This window comes from Priestia sp. YIM B13551 (assembly GCF_042787905.1).
In the GTDB taxonomy this organism is placed as follows: Bacteria; Bacillota; Bacilli; order Bacillales; family Bacillaceae_H; genus Priestia.
This window is the reverse complement of the sequence record NZ_JBHZOX010000003.1, coordinates 343,922-364,943: the sequence shown is the minus strand read 5'-3', so window position 1 is coordinate 364,943 and position 21,022 is coordinate 343,922. Positions and strand designations below refer to the sequence as shown.

Sequence of the window (21,022 nt, the reverse complement as noted above, 5' to 3'; positions counted from 1 at the left end):
CATTTAATTCTTTGGATTATGTTGAAACGATTCTGTAGCCGCGACAGTTGATGTAACGGTTGATTTTTTCTGAAGCTTTCCAAGTGTTAACGTTAAAAGAAACGGCACCACAATTACGATTACCATTCCAATAATAAAAGCTGACCAGCTCTGTGGAACAATCGATAACGGAGCTGGGATACCACCAATTCCCACCGATGCTGCTTTCACTCCAGCCACGGATATGACGACACCTGCAATAGCTGAACCAATCACTGCAGAAATAAAAGCAAATCTAAAGCGTAAATTCACGCCAAACATTGCAGGCTCCGTAATGCCAAGCCAAGCTGAAATCCCTGACGTTAAAGACAGTCCTTTTAATTTCTCATCGTCTTTTGAAAGAACCATTATCGCGAAAGCCGCAGAGCCTTGTGCAATATTAGATAATGCTACCATCGGCCATAAGAACGTACTTCCTACGCTTCCAATCAGCTGTAAATCTACGGCCAAAAATGTATGATGCATGCCTGTAATAACAAGGGGAGCATATAAGCCTCCGTATACAAGCCCTCCAATAAATGGAGCCGTTTTAAACAGCCATACAACTGCACCTGTAATCACATTTCCTATTGCAAACGTAATCGGACCAATCACAATAAAAGCGAGAAACCCTGTTACTAAAAGAGCTACAGGCGCTACAATTAAAAGCTGAAAACCATCCGGTATTCGTTTTCGTAAAAACAATTCGATTTTAGCTAACACAAACGAAGCAGCTAGCACAGGTAAAACCTGCCCCTGATAGCCAACTTTCTCAACGTGCAGACCAAATAAATTCCACGTATCGATGCTTCCTTTTTTTAATGCTTCTCCATAAGACCAGGCATTTAGCAAATCAGGATGGACCAGCATGAGCCCAAGGACAATTCCAAATAAAGGACTTCCTCCAAAACGCGTAACAGCTGACCATCCTATAAGAGCCGGCAAAAAGGCAAAAGCCGTATTAGCAATTAAATTAATCATGCTCGCGAAGTCTTTCCACTGTGTATGAACATCTACGATTGATTTATCATCGTAAAAAATTCCGGCTCCTGTTAATACATTATTGATTCCCATTAATAAACCCGCGGTTACGATGGCCGGTAAAATGGGAATAAAAATGTCAGCTAATGTTTTTATTGCGCGCTGCAGAGGATTTAAGTTTTTAGCCGCTTCGTTTTTCACTTCCTCTTTTGACAGTTCACCTATTCCTGTAAGCGTCACCATCTCTTTATATACTTTATCAACCGTGCCTTGACCAATAACAACTTGAAACTGGCCGTTTGTAGAAAAAGATCCTTTTACTAATTCGTGCTCATCTAGCATACGTTGATTGACTTTACCTTCATCTTTTAAAACAAGTCGAAGACGCGTTACACAATGCGTTGCAGCAGAGATATTTTCTTTTCCGCCAACGGCTTCTACAATGCGTTCAACAGATTCTCGATTCATGTCTTTTCCCCCTTGTTTCCGTTTTCATTTTACTCTTGTATTTCCTATCCCCCATATAAATCTCACCGCAAACCTGTATATACAAGTTTTATGTTTTTATTCTAACCTGTATATACAAGATCGTCAACAAAAATAAAATTACTTCTTTTTCATTTCATGATATAGTCAAAAAGCAAAGTATATGGAAGGAGACGTTACAATGCTGCAAGTAAGATTAATGGGAAAACAAGAAGAAATTAATGAAGCGATCAAACAGTTTGCACAGAACTACCATATAGAACATCAGTCAAAAGAATATACGCGAAGCGCTAATCCAAAGTACGAGCGCAAAAAAGATACTCGGGTGTATCTTTCCATGCATTTAAAGGATAAATAAAAAGCACAAGAGCATAGCATGCTCTTGTGCTTTTTATTTTACATCGAAACAATTTGATGGGAATGATAGTTCTCAGGATCCGTAACTTTTTTTGTTAACTGAATTATTTTTCGTAATTCATCAATTGGAACTTGCCCAGGAGCTGAGCTGCTTTTCCCTACAGCGAAAGTAACAGAAGAGCCATACATCCACCCGACGATTCGGGTAATAGCTCCTAACCCTCCCATCGACATGGTAATGAGAGGAATGCTGAGCTCTTTTTCAGCCTCTCTTGTAGCTTCTAATAAAGTTAAAACATCTTGATTGTTCTGAGGCATGACAGCTGCTTTCGCTGCATCTGCTCCGTAAAATTCAGCTAGAAATAAGCTTTTAAAAATTTCCGCTTTAGGAGGAGTAAAAGAAAAATTATGATAAGAAAGCACAAGTTTCTTATTATTTCCCTTGGAAACTTCACGTAAATAGCGGATATGCTCTGGCTGATTTGATACTTCAAAATCAATAATTGCTACATATGGATGCTTACATACCTCTGCAAGTATCGCTACTACTTCCTTTTCTGATAAGGAAATAGGCTGCCCCCCTTCTTTTTGAGAACGTACAGTAAGCAAAATAGGCGTGCGCTCGCCATTTTCATATATATCTTTAGCTGCAGAAAGGACGCTGTTTATATCTTGAATTTCTTCGTAAAAATCTAAGCGCCATTCAATTATATCCGGTTTTTTTAATAGAATTTCCGCTAGTTCTGTTAAAAGCTCTTTGCGATCTTTGCCCACTAAAGGCGTACAAATAGATGGAGAATGAGTTCCTTCTCCTCGTCCTAACATAGGAACAGCTCCTTTTTATCAAAGTTAAATGTTTCCGTTTTCATTTCAGCATTTGTTCCATACTTGTTAAACAGATACATGGTGTACTTTCTTATCCGGTGAGTAAATATCCATGATGTTCCAATGTCCTGACGTTGGTACAGGATTGTTTAACATCGCTACATCAATTACAACTGGTTTATTAGAAGCAACAGCTCTTTGAAGTGCCGGTTTAAACTCTTCGGCTGATTGAATTTTTATGCCTTCTACTCCATAAGCTTTAGCGATACTTGCAAAGTCAGGAGAATATACCTCTCCATCTTTTTCAAATATCGTGCCTAGAGTGGTTCCAAAATGTGCTTTTTGCAGTCCCGCGATCGTACCAAACGCAAAGTTGTTCATAATGATCCAAACCACAGGAATATTCTCTTCGGCTGCCGTAGCAAGCACAGCTGGATTTTGGCCGAATCCCCCGTCTCCTACTAGAGAAACAACTACTTTATCAGGCTGAGCTACCTTTGCTCCTAAAGCTGCCGGCGCTCCAAATCCCATTGTGGCAAAGCCTCCTGGAGTTAATATACTTCCAGCTTCATAGATTGGAAACTGCTGTCCTACCCCATTCTTATTCCAGCCTACATCAGTAGTAATATAGGCATCTTTCGGCAGGACTTCGCGAACTTCATTTAAAATTCGCTGCGGCTGCATTGGGAATGAATTGTCGTGAATATATTCTTCATTGCTAGCTTTAAACTCTTCACGATAAGAAGCAATCTCTTTGATTAATGCTTCATTTTTTACTCCTTCCGGAATAAGCTGTTTAGCTACGCGATTTAAGACTTTAAGGGCTTGTTTTAAATCAGCCACTGCACCGATTTCGGCAGGGTAATTACGCCCTATCTCGCTAGGATCAATATCAATATGAAGCAATTTTGTTTGTGAAAAATCAAACGTATATTCCGGCTCCCAGGAGCTAGAATCTGCTTCTGCAAATCGTGTTCCTAATGCTAAAATATAATCAGCAGTCCGACACTTTTCATTAATAAACTTCGTGCCCCAAAAACCAGTCATCCCTAGAGTCAAGTCATGATCATCTGGAAGTGCTCCTTTGCCCATTAAGGAGTGGGCTACCGGAATGTTCAAGTGGTCCACAAGCTCTTTTAATTCATTTGCTGCATCTGCTAATAGGATGCCTCCGCCTACATATAACACTGGATTTTTAGCATTAATTAATTTTTGTACAATACTCTTTGCCGTTTCATCATCGATAGAAGGTTTTTGCAAAGATTTCGTTTGGCGATGCAATCGGTCAAATAAAGAAACATCGATCTTTTTTGAAAAGATATCCATAGGTACAGATACTAATACGGGGCCAGGATTTCCACTTTCCGCTAGTAAAAATGCTTTCTCTAATATTTCTGGAAATAAATCTGGACGGTCAACTCTCCATGCACGCTTAACGAATGGACGATAAATTTCATATTGCGAAGCATCAGCATGTAAATTTACCTCTTGATGCGGATGCTTTCCATAATAATGAGTAGGAACATCACCAGCGATGACAACCATTGGAATTGAATCTAACGCTGCATTGGCTACACCTGTAGCAGCATTTGTTAAGCCAGGACCTAAGTGACTTAATACTACTGCTGCTTTTTTCGTCACACGTGCATAGCCATCAGCTGCATGCGCTGCAATTTGTTCGTGTCGAACGTTGATAAATTTAATTTTGCTTTCTTCTAAGGCTGTTAGTACCGCTATGTTTGTATGACCACACAAACCAAAAATATGCTCGATGCCTCGTTCCTCAAGATAATTTACTAATTGATGTGATATTAATTTTTCCATTGTATATCCTCCTTTAAATTCACTATATATTTTTTCAGGTAATAAACTCAGCTACGATAGCTGCAGGACAATCATTTTTGTTTCTGTCATATCTTCAATCGCAAATCGAGGTCCTTCTCTACCAACGCCGCTGTCTTTTATCCCGCCGTACGGCCAATGGTCGAGTCGAAAATTAGAGGTCCCATTAATCACAACTCCTCCTACTTCTAAAGATTCAGCAACACGGTAAGCTAAATCCATTTGATTTGTAAACAGCCCTGCTTGCAAACCGAATGATGAATCATTTGTTTCCCGAATAGCCTCTTCAATATCTTGATAAGGAATAATGCTTACCACAGGCCCAAACACTTCTTGACACACTACTTTGCTTTGTTTAGGAGGATTTAATAGAACAGTAGGTTCTATAGAAGCCCCTGTCTTTTTGCCGCCGCATATCAGCTTTGCACCTAGAGCGACTGCTTCTTCAATCCAAGCCAAAACTCGGTTTGCTGCTTTTTCATCTACTAAACATCCAACATCCGTCTGCGGCAGCAGAGGATCACCAACTTTTAAAGACGTTACCTCATTCTTCAGAAGCTCTGTAAATTCAGAAACAACTGAGTCATGTACATAAATACGCTGAACTGAAATACAGCTTTGACCGGAGTTGCTAAACCCTGTTCTCCCGCACATTTCAGCAGCTTTCTTAATGTCGGCATCTTCATGAACAATTGTTGAAGCATTTCCTCCTAATTCTAGAAGCACTTTTTTCATTCCAGCCAGTTCACATATATTTCTGCTTGCCACTGTTCCACCGGTAAAAGAAATTATATTTACACGGTCATCTTTTACGATTTGCTGTCCTGTTTCTACTCCCCCTAAAACCATATTAATAGCGCATTCAGGCATTCCAGCTTCTAATAATAGAGCTATAAATTCTGAAGCAACTAAGGTTGTTTGCGGAGCCGGTTTTAAAATAACACTGTTGCCAGCAGCAAAAGCTGGTCCAATTTTGTGGCATACTAAATTCAAAGGTGCATTAAAAGGAGTAATAGCAGCAACAACCCCGACAGGCACACGGAATGTCGAAGCTATCGCTTTTCCCCCTCGTTCGGAAGCATCTCCTGGTATCGTTTCACCGATAAGCCTTTTTGCTTCTTCCGCAGATTGTTCTAATGTTTCTACAGATCGAGATACTTCATCCAACGTATTCTTCAACGGTTTTCCTAACTCATTTGAGATGAGAGAAGCAAACTTTTCTTTTTGCTTTTCCAAAAGCCGTGCTGCTTCTTTTAAAATTTTGGCCCTTTCATAAGAAGACAGACTCGCAATTGTTTTTTTAGCTTCATAGGCGGCTGATAGCGCTCGTTCAACATCTTCTGGCGTTGCTATAATTTGCTCACCAATTACTTCCTGCGAATACGGACTTTTAATACTTACTGCTGATCGATTACCTTCAAGCCATTCTTTATTTACATAAGGCCTTGCTCGTCTAAAGCTCATTGTTATCTCTCCTTTTAACAATTGACCTGACTGCTATTTTTAGATCGATCTATTTTTATATTTAGATCGATCTAAAATTTAATGCAGTTTTCTATAAATCCTATTGATTTAAAGTAACAACTCGTTTTGTAAACGTTATCATAATCCTACAACAGAAATTTTAATCTAGCAATAGAAAATTAAAGAATTTTCTAAAAATATTCATTGATCCTGAGTTCAGTTTGCCTATACTCGCTTACGTAGTCTCACATTCACTTCCTTTTTTTTCTTACATACACTGTAGGAGTATGTAAGATAGCAGCACTGTCAATATGACAAAGATTTATGATTGTGATCGAGCTTAACTATTACTTATTTATTTTCGTTACAGCGTATCACCATCTGTTGACTAACAAAAATTTTATAAACGTCAGCTGATACTTGCTTCTTAGGACATAATATACCTTTCACTGTTTTTACAAACAGTAAAATTTGTATTATAATTCTAATAACTAAAATACAAAATAATAAGTTTTTTATTGTTAAAAACAGAAAGAGGCTTTGAAAAATGACTTACAGCGAGATGTCTCTTAGAGAAAAAAGCATTGTATTTATTGGCTTTATGGGCGTAGGTAAAACAACAATCGGCGAACTAGTCGCTAAGAAATTATACAGAGATTTTGTCGATATAGACCAAGAAATTGAAAAAATGTTTCAAATGCCTACATCACAAATTTTTAAAGAGTTTGGTGAAGAGTTTTTCCGAAATAAAGAAAAAGAAGTAATTAGCCAGTTATCTCAGCAGCGTTTAAAAATTATATCCGTTGGCGGAGGCGCATTTCTTCAAGAAGAAATTCAAAAAATATGCTTATCAAATTGTATTGTATTCTTTTTAGACCTTTCATGGGATTCGTGGAAAGAGCGCATCAGCCTTATTATTGACAGTCGCCCTGTTTTACAAGGAAGAAGTCTAGAGGATATTGAAGAATTATTCTATACGCGACAAGCAATCTATTCCAACCACCACTCCAAAGTAGAAACTGACAATTTGGATATTGAAGAAGTAGCAAATTATATTGTTGATTCCTTGAAAATGGCTTGGGATATTTATGAACCGTCTAAATAATTCACAAGGAAAAGAAGCAGTTCATTAACTGCTTCTTTTTTTTGATGACGATTCTCGAACAACTAACTGAGGCGTTAAAATAATGCGATGATGATGTTCTTTTTTATCAACAATTTGGTTATGAAGACACCGTGCAGCATCTTTTCCTATTTGTCTTGCAAAAGAAGAGACGGTTGTTAGAGTAGGGTGACATACGGATGATTCCATGACATTATCAAATCCCACTACCGCTATATCTTCTCCCGGAACAATCCCTTTCTCTTTTAAACCTTGCATAACACCAAATGCAACTAAGTCGCTAAAACAAAAAACTGCTGTTGGAGGTTCAGAAATGTTCAATACTTGATGAGCAGCTTCTACACCGCCGCTTCTTGTCGGACCGCTCGGAATAACAAGCTCTTCATCAATAGAAATCCCTGCGTTCTCCAGAGCTAACTGGTAACCTTCCATTCGTTCCTTCCACGTTGTAGAACCCGTTGTTCCTCCTAAAAATGCAATTCTTTTGTGTCCCTGTTGAAGTAGATGTTGAACCGCTTTTTGAACGCCTAAGCTATAATCTACCCCTACATAATCTGACTCCACCTCAGGCAATTCCCTTACTGCTAGTACTGAAGGAACATCTAAATGCTGAATTTTTCTTATCGTATCTTCCGATGTACCCGCAACAGGACATAAAATAATGCCTCCTACCCGATGCTCTAGCATCGTAGAAAGCAGCTGATCCTGTCGATTATCCGAATCAAACGTCGTACCTAAAAACACCGTATACCCGTCTTTCTCGAGCTCCTCATGTACTCCAATTAACAATTCTGTAAAAAACGTATTAGATATATCCGTAATAATAACTCCGATTGTTGATGAAGTTTGAGATCTTAAATTTGCTGCAATTCGGTCATATACGTATCCTAACTCTTTCATCGAAGCTAGAACTTTTTTCCTTGTTTTTTCAGAAACACTTGGACTATTTCGCACAATAAGCGAAGCGGTAGCTCGAGATACTCCCGCGTGTTCTGCCACTTGTTGTAAGGTTACACGTTTGCGTTTACTTTGTTTCAATTTATTCCACCAACCCTTTATAACGCACCTTTTATAATTATTTTACAATTATCTAAAATAAAAGAAAAGCTTCATTCTTTCACGATGTTCCCTGACAAGGACTCAGTAACAAAAAAAGACGTAGCTTAATGCTACGTCTTTTTTCATTCCTAATGGGAACTCATATAAAAATTGATAAAAAAGGCAATGGTGATTACATACATCATCCAATGAATTTCGCGATGGCGTCCTGTAAACAGTTTAATCGCTGTGTATGAAATGAAGCCGAATGCTAACCCTTCTGCAATGCTGTAGGTTAACGGCATCATGACAATTGTTAAGAAAGCGGGAACAACCTCAGTAAAATCGTCGAAGTTAACGTTTCGAATGTCACTTAGCATAAGCGAACCAATAATAATGAGTGCTGGAGCAGTAGCAACGCTTGGGATAAATTGAATGAGCGGTGCAAAAAACAAGGTAAATATAAATAAGATGGCAACCGTTAATGCCTTTAAGCCGGTACGTCCTCCTTCTGCAATACCTGTTGCATTTTCAATATACGTATTTAACGCTGTGCTTCCAAAAATAGCACTCGCCATTGTACCGATTGAATCCGCTGCAAGCGCACGGTTTAATCCTGGAATTTTACCGTTTTTATCTACTAAGTTTGCTTTTTTAGATAGTCCAATCAATGTCGCTAGCGTATCAAATAATTCTACGATGGTGAAAGAAAATACAACTGAAAAAATACCGTAGGCAACTGCACCTTTTAAATCCATTTGAAAGAATGTTTCTCCGACGCTTGGCGGCGTAGCTGAAAAGACGTCTTTCACCGAATGAGGAACTGCTTGTACTCCTACAATCATCGCTAATATTGTCGTAGCAAAAATACTTATAATGAGAGCGCCTTTTACATTTTTAGCCATCAGCACAGCTGCTAATATCAGCCCAAAAATAGCCAGTAAGGGGCCTTTATCCATGACATTTCCAAGCCCTACAAAAGTAGACTCGTTTGCCACAACTAATCCAGCGTTTTTCAAACCGATAAACGCAACAAAAAGACCAATTCCAACTGCTATGGAAGACTTTAATACGTTCGGAATGGCATCAATAATCTTTCCACGTATTCCTGTTACCGTTAAAACAAAAAATAAGACCCCGGATATAAAAACTGCTCCAAGTGCCGTTTGCCATGACAATCCTTGTCCTAATACTACTGAATACGTAAAAAACGCATTTAAACCCATCCCTGGACCGGTTACAATCGGGAAGTTTGCCCACAGGGCCATCAGTAACGTACTAAATACAATGGCGTAAATGGTAGCTGCAAGAGCCGCTTCACGGGGGATACCCGCGTCAGACATGATAATGGGGTTGACGATTACCATATAACTGACCGTCATAAAAGTTGTAAGTCCTGCTAGTATTTCTTGTTTTGGTGTTGTGTTGCGCTCTGATAGTTTAAACAAGCGCTCTAATATTCCGTTACGCTCCAACACGCGCGCCTCCCTACTTCTAAAAAAAATAAAAAACCCTACCTATTCAAATGTCCTAAAAAGGACACGATTTAGGAGGATTTTACGTTACAAAGTAAAATCTTTTGTCCTATTATAGTCTTAATTTGTAGATATGCAAAGGTAGAAAACGCTATCATTATAAAAATTTTTATCTTCCGTTAGTTTGGAATTTTGAAAATTTATTTCTTCTATCCCTTTAGTCTGTGGCAAGAGTGCTCTTTTTAATCATTTATACAAAAAAAGAGATTGAGACATAACTAAATCAATCCCATCTAAAGACGATCAAATTGGATAAATGATCTGGACTGCTTGTGACACCGCTGTTGATTTCCGTACAAAGCTTCGCTTTCCGCGGGCGGCCGATGAGCCTTCTCGTTGCTTGCGCTCCTGCGGGAGTCTCATCCCTTCCGCTTTTCCCGCAGGATTCTACGCCTTGTCTCCAATCAACAGCTAGAAGCAACTAAACAGATTAAACCCACGTTCACCATGACAACAAAAAACTCGAATTATTAATCAATAATTCGAGTTTTACTTCAACTAAAATACTTTTATCCCGGCCTCTTCTTTGTTTTACATCTTATGATTATGAAATTAAAAGCGGGATTCTTTTTAAAAGACGATCAATCGAATGATTTGCTTCTTTCAATACAATTCCTTGGTCAATTGTTTTCAGCACGCGATTTTCCATCACAATTTCTCCATCAACCATCGTTAGTTCTACATCTCCTCGCGTTGCTGAATACACAACTCTGGAAATAGGGTCTACGCCGTAAGATGGAAAGGTATGAAGCTGATTTAAATTTAAAATAGCAAGATCCGCTTTTTTCCCGACCTCTAAACTTCCAATTTCTTTTTCAAGCCCAACTGCTTTCGCTCCGCCGATTGTAGCCATTTCTAGCACGTGCTTTGCATTCATGGCCGTTGGTCCGTACGAGGGTTTATGAATCGTAGCCGCCAGCCTCATTTCGTTGAACATATCCAAATTATTATTACAAGGAGCACCATCAGCGCCAAGACTTAAAAATACACCTTGCTCTAATAAACCGGGCACATCTGCGATTCCGGATGCAAGTTTTAAGTTTGATCCTGGGCAATGACTGACTTTTACTCCTTGATTCTTAATAATTTGCTTTTCTTGATCATTTAGCCACACACAGTGCGCTAAAATAAGGCGCTCATTGGCTAATCCTAAATGGTCTAAATACATAATATTTCTCATACCCGTTTCAGCTTCTACGATGCGAATTTCTTCTTGATTCTCAGAAGCATGAGTATGGACATGAACATTATAGGCAGCTGATAAATGGCTCACTTCACGCAGCAAATCTTCCGTACACGACAGCACAAATCTTGGGGAGAATGCGTATCGAATACGACCGTTATTTGAATTATGCCATTTTTCAAGCAGCTCTACACTTTCTTTGATCGAGTCAGCCGTTGTCTCCTGCAGAGCTTTTGGCAGATCATCGCCTTTTTTATCCATCATTACTTTTCCTGCAAGAGCTCGGATTCCACTTTGAGATATAGCTTGAAAAGCAGAGTCCGTATGATGAACAGTTTCCATATCTACAATTGTTGTAGTCCCGCTTTGAATGAGTTCGCCGATCCCTAACATTGCTGAATAATAGATAGATTCTTCATCATGTGAAGCTTCAAGCGGCCATATTTTCTTCTTTAGCCAGTCTAGCAGCTCTAAATCATCTGCTTGCCCTCTAAAAAGCGTTTGACATAAATGAATATGAGTATGTATAAAGCCCGGCACAATTGTTTTATTTGCTGCGTCAATGACTTTATCTACCTTTTCCGGATGCAGGTTTTTCCCGATGGCTGCAATACGATTTCCAACAATATAAAGGTCACCGTAAATAATATCATTCTTCTCATTCATCGTAATAATCTCTGCATTTTTAATTAATGTGTGCGTCATACCTTCTTTCCCCTCTTTCGTAACATCTATCTATTTCTAGCTCAAGCCGAACACTAACATCTTCAAGCAATCTTTCTTACACTGGTCTTAAATATATATGGTGCATGCTCTGAGTTGAATAAGTGTAGGTAACCTCATGCGCGATAGAGAGTTTGGGTAAAAAAAATTCCTAGCTGATTATACAGCTAGGAGGTTGGATTTATGATAAAATCCCAAGTCCCTTTTTCAAGAGGTTATACGAAATCGCAGGAGAATAATGTGATCTTGTATTTATAATATGGTGTTTTCAGTCTATATACCAGTTTTTTGTCAGAAGTTCTAACATTGTTTTTTTTATTCTTTTTTATTATGTGACTTTTCTTAACACCCTTATTTTTCATGTTATGCAATTTATTTTCGTTTCTTCTATGTAATATTTCCTAAAAATAAAGAATCTATCTTCTGTTTCTATACAAAACAGAAAAGTTATTTTATGATTTGTATGATTAAAAAACTACAAATCTATATTTTAGGGGTGATTAACTTGGAAAAAATAAATGTTGGCTGCCGTTTTACGCTTTCCGTTATGAGTGATAACTTTATCGATATTATTTTAGGCGCACTAAACGAAGTGGATATGTCTAAAGTTCAGCGAAAAACAGACCGTGTTAGTACGTTTATTGAAGGAACTGCCAAAGACGTATTTGAAGTTGTGCAAGCCGTTTATAAAAGTGCTGGAAAATCAGGAAAGCATATTGTGCTGAATGCCACGTTTTCAACAGGGCAGCACGAAGAATATTTCGAAGAAAGAAAAATAAAACCAAAAGAAAACATGTCTTCAAACCAACAGCTTTGTGCTTCGTTCCCTGTATCCACTCAATTTTCTTTGTATCCATTAGATACGCCGCATTATGTAGACATCATCAAAAGCGGAATTGGCGCAGTTAAACAACAGGGAGTATTTGCCGAAACCGTGCCTTTTGCAACAGCTTTAGAAGGAGATGTGGATAAAGTATTCGCTTCTCTATACGAATGTTTTATGAAATCTGTACAGCAAGCTCGTGTCGTGATGACAGTTAATATGTCAGCACACAGTCCTTCTTCAAAACGATAAATTACTTCTTATCTATTTATAAAGATAGAATACTAGAAAGGATTTATATAAATATGGCTACAAAAAGAACGTTTTTTTCTTTTTTCCTGATAAGTGCGTTATTATGTCTATTAGTCGTACCAAACTCTGTTATGGCTAGTGAAAAACCTGCACATTTAACGCTTGCTTCTTACACGCAGTTCTTGAAAGCGCAAAGTGATAAAAGTTCACTGTATGAATTTTCAAAACTGTCGCGTCAACAAAAACAAAAAGTTGTACAATCACTAAAGGATCCATCTCTGTTAAAAATGGATATTGAAGAGACTAGCGGCACAGTCGAAGCTGCAAGTACAGCAGCATACGGAGCAAGAACGGCTTCACCTTTATTCAAAACAGCAGCTTATACGGCTTCTTATAAAGCGGCTGGATTTACAACAACAAAACTAACGGTGTATGTAGACTATTACACGAAAAACTCATCGGTGACTTCAGTCAAAAGTGTACGAGGCGTCGTCACGAAAAATGTAAACCCCCTTGTGTCTATTTCAAAAAAGAGCTCAAAATCTTGGGTGCAAAATAATCGAGCCTACGGGCGAATTGACTGGCAGTGGAAAATTGCAGCTAAAAATGCCGGAATCAAAAGACAAACTGCTTACGGTACAGCTTCCGGCGCTTCAGGCGGATCAACAGCTACAGTTAATTGATAAAGAGGAATAAATAATGAAAAAAATGATGTGGTGGATTGTTGGTATTACGATTGGAGTACTTTTACTAGGAATTCTGGTAGGTTATTTATCATTTTACAGCATATAAAAACAGCAGGTAATTTCGCCTGCTGTTTTTTATCTAAATGTCATATTCTTGTCATAAAATTAAAACCTCCACTTACAGTGTCTAAGTGCCTGTAAGAAGAGGTTGGGATCACAATTGTTAGTAAGCCTGGTCTCTTCTTATCTTTCAAGCACTGCTTGTGGGAGTTGGCACGGTTCTATAAAGTCCGTTGCCGAGGTTTCAAAGGGCCTATCCCTCCACCTCTCTTGATAAGAAGTTTGTCGAATTTTGTTGATAATTGTTGATAAGATAAATATTATGTTACATGCTGCACAAACAGATGTCAACTACTTTTCAGAAAATTCTTTTCCCTCTAAAACTATGATATCGCTACCATTACTATGACAACTAGGTTACAAATATATAATTTTTTTATCACGCTTTTACAGCTGACTTTTTCTCAAAAGAAGTGATAGCCTCATCTAGCATGCGAATGCCGTCATCTATCTGTTCTTTTGTTACAGTAAGCGGAGGTACCATGCGAATAACTTCACTTGCATTTCCGCAAAAATAAAATAACACGCCTTTTTCTAAAGCTAAGTCCAAAATCTCGAATAAGGCGTCTCCATCGCCTTCTCCCGTATCCGGATTAACAATTTCAATTCCAATCATAAGTCCTAAACCACGGATATCCCCAATAATTGAATGTTTTCCCTTTAAAAGATGCAGCTTTTCTAACGCATAAGCGCCCATTTTTTTCGTGTTATCCAGCAGTTGTTCTTCTTTCATCACTTCAAGAGTTGCAAGGGCTGCTGAACATCCAATAGGATTTCCTCCAAATGTTGTACTATGTGTGCCAAGGGGCCACTGCTTCATTAATTCTTGAGAAGCTACCGTTGCACTAAGCGGAATTCCAGAAGCAATTCCTTTTGCTATAGCCATAATATCTGGCACGACATCAAACGTTTGTCCAGCAAACCATTCGCCGGTACGGCCAAACCCTGTTTGCACTTCATCGAAAATAAGTAATATTCCGTGACGATCACAAATCTCTCTTAACTTCTTCATCCAACTTTTCGGAGGAATAATATAGCCGCCTTCTCCTAATACTGGTTCCAAAATAACGGCAGCCACTTCTTCAGGCGTGACTTGGTGCTTAAAGAGTATTTCAAAATCTTTTTCAAGCTTTTCAGTAAAGTACACATCGCTGTCTAGCTCCGCAGGGCACTCTTTTGGATTGGCATATGGAATCTGATACGTCAGTCCCGAAGGCTGCTGAAATTGTCTATATTTGCTTTTCGAGGTTGTAACACTTAAAGCTCCCATCGAGCGGCCATGAAAACACCCTAAAAAAGAAATAACATACGGACGCTTTGTGACATGTCTCGCTAATTTCAAGGCTCCTTCAATTGCTTCGGTGCCACTATTTCCAAAGAAAAAGCAGTCTAAATTGCCCGGCGTTACTTTTCCTAACTCATCGGCTAACTTTAATATCGATTCGTACATAATAACACCTGAAGGACCGTGCAATAATTGATCTGCTCCGTCTTTGATTGCTTTTACTACTTTCGGATGTCTGTGTCCTACATTTGTCGTAGCGATTCCGGAAGTAAAATCGAGATATTCTTTACCATCCAATCCATAATAATAGCATCCTTCTTCCTTCACAACGGGCAAATTCGGATGGTCTTTAGCCATCGTCGGTGCTAGCAATTCAGGCATTCTTTCAAATAAGTGACTCCAATCTTTTGACATACTACATCCTCCTTGAAATTATACAAATCAATTAATCTTATTCCGAAATATAGTTACTTATTAAACAATATTAGGAAATTCAGTTATACTAAACGCTTTAATAGAATAGTAATAAAACTTATTTTACTATGCATTTTTATTAAAATCAATTGTATAAATATTTATATATAAAATTAATATGCGGGGTCTCATCCCTTCCGCTTTTCCCGCAGGAGTCTTCGCCTTTCCCTCCAATCAACTGCTAGAAGTACTTACATATATGAAACCTAGGTTCACCATCACCATAAAAAAATCCGAACGATTAATCGTTCGGATCTTCCCTCAACTAAAATACTACTGTCACAGCCTCTTTAAGTATATTTATTCAAGATGTTTGGCATCATTGATCGTTTCAAGGCGCCATTTTCCACTTTCATAAGCAAAAGTTGTAATCGATGTATTTTGTAAAATAGTAGTCCCTGTTCCTTGTTCTCCGCTTGTTACATGATGAATGAATGTATTAATTGCCGCCCCGTGACTAACAACTGCTACTTTCTTTCCGATAGACTTCTTCATAATTTCCGTTAACCGCCGAACCATCCGTTCTTGAGCGGCTTCGAGTGTTTCGATATTATATAAAGGTTCTTCTCCCCAATTTGTCGCATAGTTTGGCACAAGCTCATGCAGAACTTCTACGTTCTTTGATTCTAGTTCTCCAAAAGAGCGCTCACGCAGCTGCTCACAAGCCTCGACTTTCTCTACTTTAGCAGCTGCTGCAATTTTCCTAGCCGTCTCCTGCGCACGAAGCAAATCGCTTGTATAGATTACATCAATATGGATATCTCGAAAGCGTTCCGCTACGCGTTTAGCTTGTTGCTTTCCCGCTTCGTTGAGCGGAATATCAGCATGCCCTTGAATAAGTTTGTTTTTATTCCAATCTGTTTGGCCGTGCCTAATTAAGTAAAGCATCGTAATCCCCCTTTAATCCCGTTTTAAAAATTGATAGACAGCTTTATCAACCTCTGAGCTTTCATGTAAATCTGAATGTGCTTCATGAAACGTTTGGAGATGAATGTGTTCGGTGAACTCTTGCAGCCCGTACGCACTTTCTACTGTTACCACTCCATCTGTCTTATCTCCCACATCTCCTGCTCCTGAAAAAACGTCGATTTCTTTTGAGAAATCTTGACGACTTTCGTACAGCTTGTTTAACGCTATAGAGTGAAAAGCTAAATCACGAGCACCCATAGATTCAATATGATTGCGTGCATGAGGATACATCTCCATTAATTCCTGATAATCTAATCCTTGAATTGGCGATCCTAACGTAACTAACTTTTGAATATACTGAGGGTTAGACAAACTAACAGCTGCTGCTGTTACTCCTCCCATACTATGTCCAACTAAATCAACAGAAGATGCTTTATATGTATCACGTACATCTTGCATAATAGCTTCAATCCATTTTTGCTGCTGTGCAATACTGGCATCTGGCTTTTTAAAAACGATATGAATAAGCGGAAGTTTTCCCTCTTTTGCTTTCATAATATGCTTCCACTGAATAGCTCCATCTTTTTGAACAACGCAGTAACCTACTTTAGTTCCCCATCCGTTTTGTTCAAATCGTTTAATCATTTTCCCTAAGCTTTTTTGACTGCCTAAATAGCCATGAATAAATAAAACCGGCACATTTTTCGATTGGGCACCTCGTTTTATTTGTGGGGCAAAAATATAAAAACAAAGCGAAATAAATAGTATGATACTGATCAATAAAATTAACAGCCGCAAGTTCTCACCCTCCGATCGTCTCGTTCATTACACTCATTAATAAAAAAATTTGGAGTAAATTTTATTCTGATACGTCCTGTAAGCTGCAGAACTTGTCATCTTTTTCTTGCCAACGAGCTGCTCAAAGCGCAAACGCTTTTCCGTAAGCATCTCTGTTAGCCTTTGTTCTTCATTAGCATCCGTGCATATAGAAATCAATTCTTCTATTGTAGCCATATCTCGTTTTAGCTCTTGTTCATCCGTTATCATGTTTGCATTTTTTAATATCCTATACGCTTGGCGCAGTTCTTCAGGTATGTGTGACAAATCTTCTAACTTTAATGGTTTTCCTTCCCCAGGCAGCTTATCAAAGTCACCGTCTTTTATTGCTTGTCTAATTCTTTCTTCAGCAATTATATACGCAATATCCAAGGAAAGACCTCCTTTAAGCAAATATAAAATTCAATCCTACCTTCTATATAAAAGATGTATAACAAACACAACTTTTATAACCGTATTTTTTATTATACTATGATTATAAAAATTGAACTACCTTCACTTCTAGGATAGACTATCCTCCCTTTGTGAAATGATTTCCAGAGCTTCACTCCTTTCACTATCAAACTTTCTTGAGCAGTTTCTTAACTAGCTGAAATTCAATAAACGATTCTGCATCAGGTTTTGTTATCTTATCTTACTATATTTATACAAAAAAGCCTCCTTACGCATGTAAGGAGGTGGAAAAAGGTAATTCTAAGGTCATCATGTTATGCCTACTTTCTATAAAACCACATTTTGATAGCGTTTTCAATATTTTTTTATATTACTTTGCTAATTTTCTTTTCGTTTAATGAGACTCCGCAAATATAACGAAGCCTCACCAAATTTCTACTCTTCTTTATCTGATGGAATCATAATTTCTCCTTCGTGCTCTTGTTTTTTCAAAAGCAGCTGGAGAATCGTTTTGGATAATTCACTAGGCTGATAGGGTTTAATCAGAAACTCACACACTCCAAGCTCTAACCCTTTGCTTCTTTCGTCTAAAGCGGATGAGATTAAAATAGGAATTTTTTCTGTCTCTGTATTTTCTTTGAGCTGTCTTAAAACATCCCAGCCGTCTAACTTATTTTCTCCCAACATAATATCTAGAACAACCACTTCAGGCTTTTGCTGATGAATAGAGTTTAATGCGTCTTCTCCGTTGTTAAAATACCGAACGTGAAAACCGCTTTCTTTTAATTCTACCTGTAAAAGCGTCGCTAAACTTTTATCATCTTCTACAATCACTACGCTTTTACGGTTATCATTCGTACTTATCATCTCTTCATCGTACTGAACTTCATATAGAAGCGGGAGAACAACCGTGAATGTTGTTCCTTTTTTCCATTCCGATTGTACAGTAATGTCTCCACCATGAGCTTTTACAATTTCCTTTACAATTGCTAATCCTAGACCTGTTCCGCCAATTTTGCGCATATCGGAGTTATCTACTCTGTAGAATTTGGTAAACAATTGACCTAGCGCTTCACTTGGTATACCAATTCCTTCATCTTGAATATCAATATAAACAGCGTGTTCCTTTTGATACACTTTAACTGTAACGTTCCCTCCATCGGGGGAATATTTCACTGCATTGCTAATTACATTATTAAACAATTGCAGCAGCTTATCTTTATCTCCCATTACTGTAAAATGCTCTTGATCGGAAATCATATCAAATTCATGCTTACTTGTTTGTATTTTCTGGACCTCAATCACCTGCTTAATAAGCGGCAGAATGTCTTGATACTTTTTGTCGTAGGTTTGTTTCCCCGCTTCCATTCTTTGGACGTCCAGAAAATCGTTGATTAAAGACGTTAACCGCTGTGCTTCCTGATAAATAGTAGTTAAGTACTTCTTCTGTCTTTCTTCTTTTAATGTTTTGTTTAGCATAAGCTCAGTGAACCCTAATACACTTGCTAAAGGTGTGCGCAGCTCGTGACTCACAGTACTTACAAATTCCGACTTCATCTGATCAACTTCAAATTCTTTCGTAATATCCCGATGAACGAACAATACGCCAAACATCTGACGGTTTCGATATACGTATTCACTATAAACTTTTATAATTTTTCGCTTACCTTCCGTGTACAGGTAATAAACAAAAGACTTTTCTACTTGCTCTCCCTTACAAATGGCTTCAACGTATTGTCTCAGCTGCTGTATATTTTCGACTTTTTGAGAGAGAGCATCTAGCCATTGATCACGAGAGAGCTGAAGAAGCCCGCTTTGATGCTCATATTGAAACAATTCGCTAATCTTCGTATTCACTTGTAGAATCGTACCGCTTGTATCTACAAGCTGCATTCCTTCTTGAATCGAATTTAAAATATCTTGAGATAGCAATCGGTCATGCTCAGACTCTTCGTAAATATAAATTTTTTCAAGAGCAATCGTGATTTGTTTGGCCAGTATTTCAAATGTCTGTAATTCATGGTCTGTGTATTCATCAGCGTAGCGGCTGTAAAACATATAGGCTAGCATATCTCCCTGTGAAGACAGCACCGGTACGATAACATCATACAAATAAAACGTTTGCTGATGATATAGGCGCTCATTTTCTATACACTCTCTTTTTACTACCATACATTTTTTCGTCTTCTGCACATGATCAACGTAATTATTATGAAGATTTGCCACCATCTGTTGAACACTTGATGAAGATAGACCAAATGAAGCATGTGTCTTTTCATCGGCTAGCATAATAAACCCGTGATCAGCTTTCATCACCCGGCTCATGTTTGTGACAGCACTCGTGAGAACCTCTTGCTTGTGAAGAGAATTTGTTAGTCCATGCACAAATAAATTGCGCAATTCTAACTCCCCTTCTCGTTCCTTTGTCAATTCTAATGCGTGCTGAAGTTCATCTTGCTGACTGTGCAATTCATCTTGCTGTGCAATCAGCTCCTCATTTTGAGCCGTTAACTCCTGTTCATTATTTTGCAAAGTCGATACCATTTTGTAAAAGGCTTGCGATAGCATACCAATTTCATCTCTTCTATGTTCATCAAATGTCATAGGCATTTCTTTTCCGGCAGCAATTTCGCTTGCCGTATATGCTAGCTGACTCAGTGGCTTTACAAACTTATTTAGCAGTACCCGTGTAAGCAACAATAAAATGACCACTGTAAACGCTAAAAATAAAATAAAGAATGTTTGACTTTTCTGCATGTCACTCGACGTATCATCGTACTGTGTATTTAAGTCTTTAGTTAATTCATTTTGGTAGTCATCAAGTTCTTTTTGCATTTGTTCTATTGATTTAGAAGCAGCCTTCCGCTCAGGACTAGAGCGGACTCCTTCAATACCTTTTTTGTCGTAAATATCTTTAAAATAAGGAAGCGTTTGATTAAAATACGTGTTTAGCATCACCGTCGCTTCATTTACAAGCGTACGCTCACGTCTATCTGCGGCTAGACCTGAAAGTCGGTCAAGATTTTCTTCGATAATTTTTTGCTGACTTGCAGCCTCGTTATACATATCCTCTGAATCAAACACAATAAACCCACGAGCCTGCAAAAAAGCCTTGTTCATTGATTTATCAATTGTAGATAGCAGCTGTGCCTTTTCCCGTACTTGTGCCCTGTACTGGGCATAATCAGCTGTAATTTCTTTTTGCCGTACAACAAGTACAGTTGAACCCGCCGCAAAAGCAAGTAAAAGGATACTTGCTAAGAGGATGAACTGGGTTGAGATACTTTTTCGTTTTAGTTTATTGTTCATCTAAAATTTCCTCGACACGTTCAGCTAGTAATAGGGGACTAAACGGCTTAGACATAAAATACGCAGCCCCTGCTTCTAACACTCGGCTTTGATCAGCAGCTTGACTCTTAGCTGAAAGCATCAATACTTTTGTATGGCGCTTATCTTTCATTTCTTTCAGCTGCTGAATGACTTCAAGCCCGGTGAACACGGGCATCATATAATCCAAAATAATTAAGTCAAAATCACGTTCTTTAATAAATTCCAAAGCTTCTTCGCCATTTTCTGCTTCCGTCACATCATGTCCTTCATCTTCAAGCGTATCTACCACTAACATACGAAGCACTTCTTCATCTTCCGCTAATAAAATTTTTGCCATT

The 21,022-nt window shown here is 38.3% G+C and carries 18 protein-coding genes and 1 riboswitch; of the genes, 4 read left to right on the top strand and 14 right to left on the bottom strand.

Annotation, left to right across the window (positions count from 1 at the left end):
* Positions 1-3 precede the first annotated feature (3 nt).
* Positions 4-1,467 carry a PTS system trehalose-specific EIIBC component gene (treP, locus tag ACFX4N_RS18850; protein ID WP_053486886.1) on the bottom strand — a complete coding sequence of 488 codons (1,464 nt, stop codon included), beginning with the start codon at positions 1,465-1,467 and terminating at the stop codon, positions 4-6.
* Positions 1,468-1,666: 199 nt separating this feature from the next.
* Between treP and ACFX4N_RS18845 the strand changes: the two genes are divergently transcribed.
* Positions 1,667-1,843 carry a YvzF family protein gene (locus tag ACFX4N_RS18845; protein WP_013055663.1) on the top strand — a complete coding sequence of 59 codons (177 nt, stop codon included), beginning with the start codon at positions 1,667-1,669 and terminating at the stop codon, positions 1,841-1,843.
* 38 nt (positions 1,844-1,881) lie between these two features.
* Here the strand turns inward: ACFX4N_RS18845 and aroD are convergent, their stop codons facing one another.
* The 3 genes from aroD to ACFX4N_RS18830 all read right to left on the bottom strand — a co-directional run bounded on the left by aroD (position 1,882) and on the right by ACFX4N_RS18830 (position 5,973).
* The gene (gene aroD, locus ACFX4N_RS18840) at positions 1,882-2,667 is read right to left on the bottom strand and encodes a type I 3-dehydroquinate dehydratase (protein WP_057274403.1); all 786 of its coding nucleotides are present in this window, start codon (positions 2,665-2,667) and stop codon (positions 1,882-1,884) included.
* Between the two features lie 66 nt (positions 2,668-2,733).
* Complete coding sequence (locus ACFX4N_RS18835) at positions 2,734-4,491, bottom strand: thiamine pyrophosphate-binding protein (RefSeq protein WP_013055661.1); 1,758 nt, start codon at positions 4,489-4,491, stop codon at positions 2,734-2,736.
* 51 nt (positions 4,492-4,542) lie between these two features.
* Positions 4,543-5,973, bottom strand: coding sequence for an aldehyde dehydrogenase family protein (locus ACFX4N_RS18830; protein WP_013055660.1), 1,431 nt, complete (start codon positions 5,971-5,973; stop codon positions 4,543-4,545).
* Between the two features lie 547 nt (positions 5,974-6,520).
* On the opposite strand from ACFX4N_RS18830, the gene ACFX4N_RS18825 reads away from it, so the two are divergent.
* Positions 6,521-7,078, top strand: a complete 558-nt coding sequence (locus tag ACFX4N_RS18825; protein ID WP_013055659.1) for a shikimate kinase — start codon at positions 6,521-6,523, stop codon at positions 7,076-7,078.
* A 24-nt stretch (positions 7,079-7,102) separates the two neighbouring features.
* Here ACFX4N_RS18825 and ACFX4N_RS18820 read toward each other — a convergent pair whose 3' ends face one another.
* From ACFX4N_RS18820 to ACFX4N_RS18805, 4 genes are all read right to left on the bottom strand, one after another.
* Positions 7,103-8,134 carry a LacI family DNA-binding transcriptional regulator gene (locus ACFX4N_RS18820; RefSeq protein WP_057274402.1) on the bottom strand — a complete coding sequence of 344 codons (1,032 nt, stop codon included), beginning with the start codon at positions 8,132-8,134 and terminating at the stop codon, positions 7,103-7,105.
* Positions 8,135-8,283: 149 nt separating this feature from the next.
* Positions 8,284-9,609 carry an NCS2 family permease gene (locus tag ACFX4N_RS18815; RefSeq protein WP_013055656.1) on the bottom strand — a complete coding sequence of 442 codons (1,326 nt, stop codon included), beginning with the start codon at positions 9,607-9,609 and terminating at the stop codon, positions 8,284-8,286.
* A 283-nt stretch (positions 9,610-9,892) separates the two neighbouring features.
* Positions 9,893-10,090: a hypothetical protein gene (locus tag ACFX4N_RS18810; RefSeq protein WP_156622808.1), complete on the bottom strand. Its 198-nt coding sequence runs from the start codon at positions 10,088-10,090 to the stop codon at positions 9,893-9,895.
* Positions 10,091-10,213: 123 nt separating this feature from the next.
* Positions 10,214-11,557 (bottom strand): 5'-deoxyadenosine deaminase, encoded by a 1,344-nt coding sequence (locus tag ACFX4N_RS18805; protein WP_057274401.1) that lies wholly within the window; start codon positions 11,555-11,557, stop codon positions 10,214-10,216.
* 523 nt (positions 11,558-12,080) lie between these two features.
* Here ACFX4N_RS18805 and ACFX4N_RS18800 point away from each other — a divergent pair.
* Together ACFX4N_RS18800 and ACFX4N_RS18795 are read left to right on the top strand one after the other, a co-directional pair.
* Complete coding sequence (locus tag ACFX4N_RS18800; RefSeq protein ID WP_013055654.1) at positions 12,081-12,650, top strand: YkoF family thiamine/hydroxymethylpyrimidine-binding protein; 570 nt, start codon at positions 12,081-12,083, stop codon at positions 12,648-12,650.
* Between the two features lie 53 nt (positions 12,651-12,703).
* A complete protein-coding gene (locus ACFX4N_RS18795; protein WP_029324888.1) occupies positions 12,704-13,333 on the top strand; it encodes a hypothetical protein in 630 nt (209 codons plus the stop codon).
* Positions 13,334-13,576: 243 nt separating this feature from the next.
* Positions 13,577-13,676, bottom strand: a riboswitch (SAM riboswitch).
* A 159-nt stretch (positions 13,677-13,835) separates the two neighbouring features.
* Here the strand turns inward: ACFX4N_RS18795 and ACFX4N_RS18790 are convergent.
* The 6 genes from ACFX4N_RS18790 to ACFX4N_RS18765 all read right to left on the bottom strand — a co-directional run bounded on the left by ACFX4N_RS18790 (position 13,836) and on the right by ACFX4N_RS18765 (position 21,021).
* Complete coding sequence (locus ACFX4N_RS18790; protein WP_057274400.1) at positions 13,836-15,155, bottom strand: aspartate aminotransferase family protein; 1,320 nt, start codon at positions 15,153-15,155, stop codon at positions 13,836-13,838.
* Between the two features lie 360 nt (positions 15,156-15,515).
* Entirely contained in the window at positions 15,516-16,103 is a 588-nt protein-coding gene (locus ACFX4N_RS18785) for a histidine phosphatase family protein (protein WP_377262038.1), read from the bottom strand.
* Between the two features lie 12 nt (positions 16,104-16,115).
* Positions 16,116-16,922: an alpha/beta fold hydrolase gene (locus tag ACFX4N_RS18780; protein ID WP_013081956.1), complete on the bottom strand. Its 807-nt coding sequence runs from the start codon at positions 16,920-16,922 to the stop codon at positions 16,116-16,118.
* 36 nt (positions 16,923-16,958) lie between these two features.
* Complete coding sequence (locus tag ACFX4N_RS18775) at positions 16,959-17,333, bottom strand: DnaJ family domain-containing protein (RefSeq protein ID WP_028407648.1); 375 nt, start codon at positions 17,331-17,333, stop codon at positions 16,959-16,961.
* Positions 17,334-17,789: 456 nt separating this feature from the next.
* Positions 17,790-20,663: an ATP-binding protein gene (locus tag ACFX4N_RS18770; protein WP_377262035.1), complete on the bottom strand. Its 2,874-nt coding sequence runs from the start codon at positions 20,661-20,663 to the stop codon at positions 17,790-17,792.
* Entirely contained in the window at positions 20,653-21,021 is a 369-nt protein-coding gene (locus ACFX4N_RS18765; protein WP_013055647.1) for a response regulator transcription factor, read from the bottom strand. The genes ACFX4N_RS18770 and ACFX4N_RS18765 overlap by 11 nt, the downstream gene beginning before the upstream one ends.
* Position 21,022: the final 1 nt, after the last annotated feature.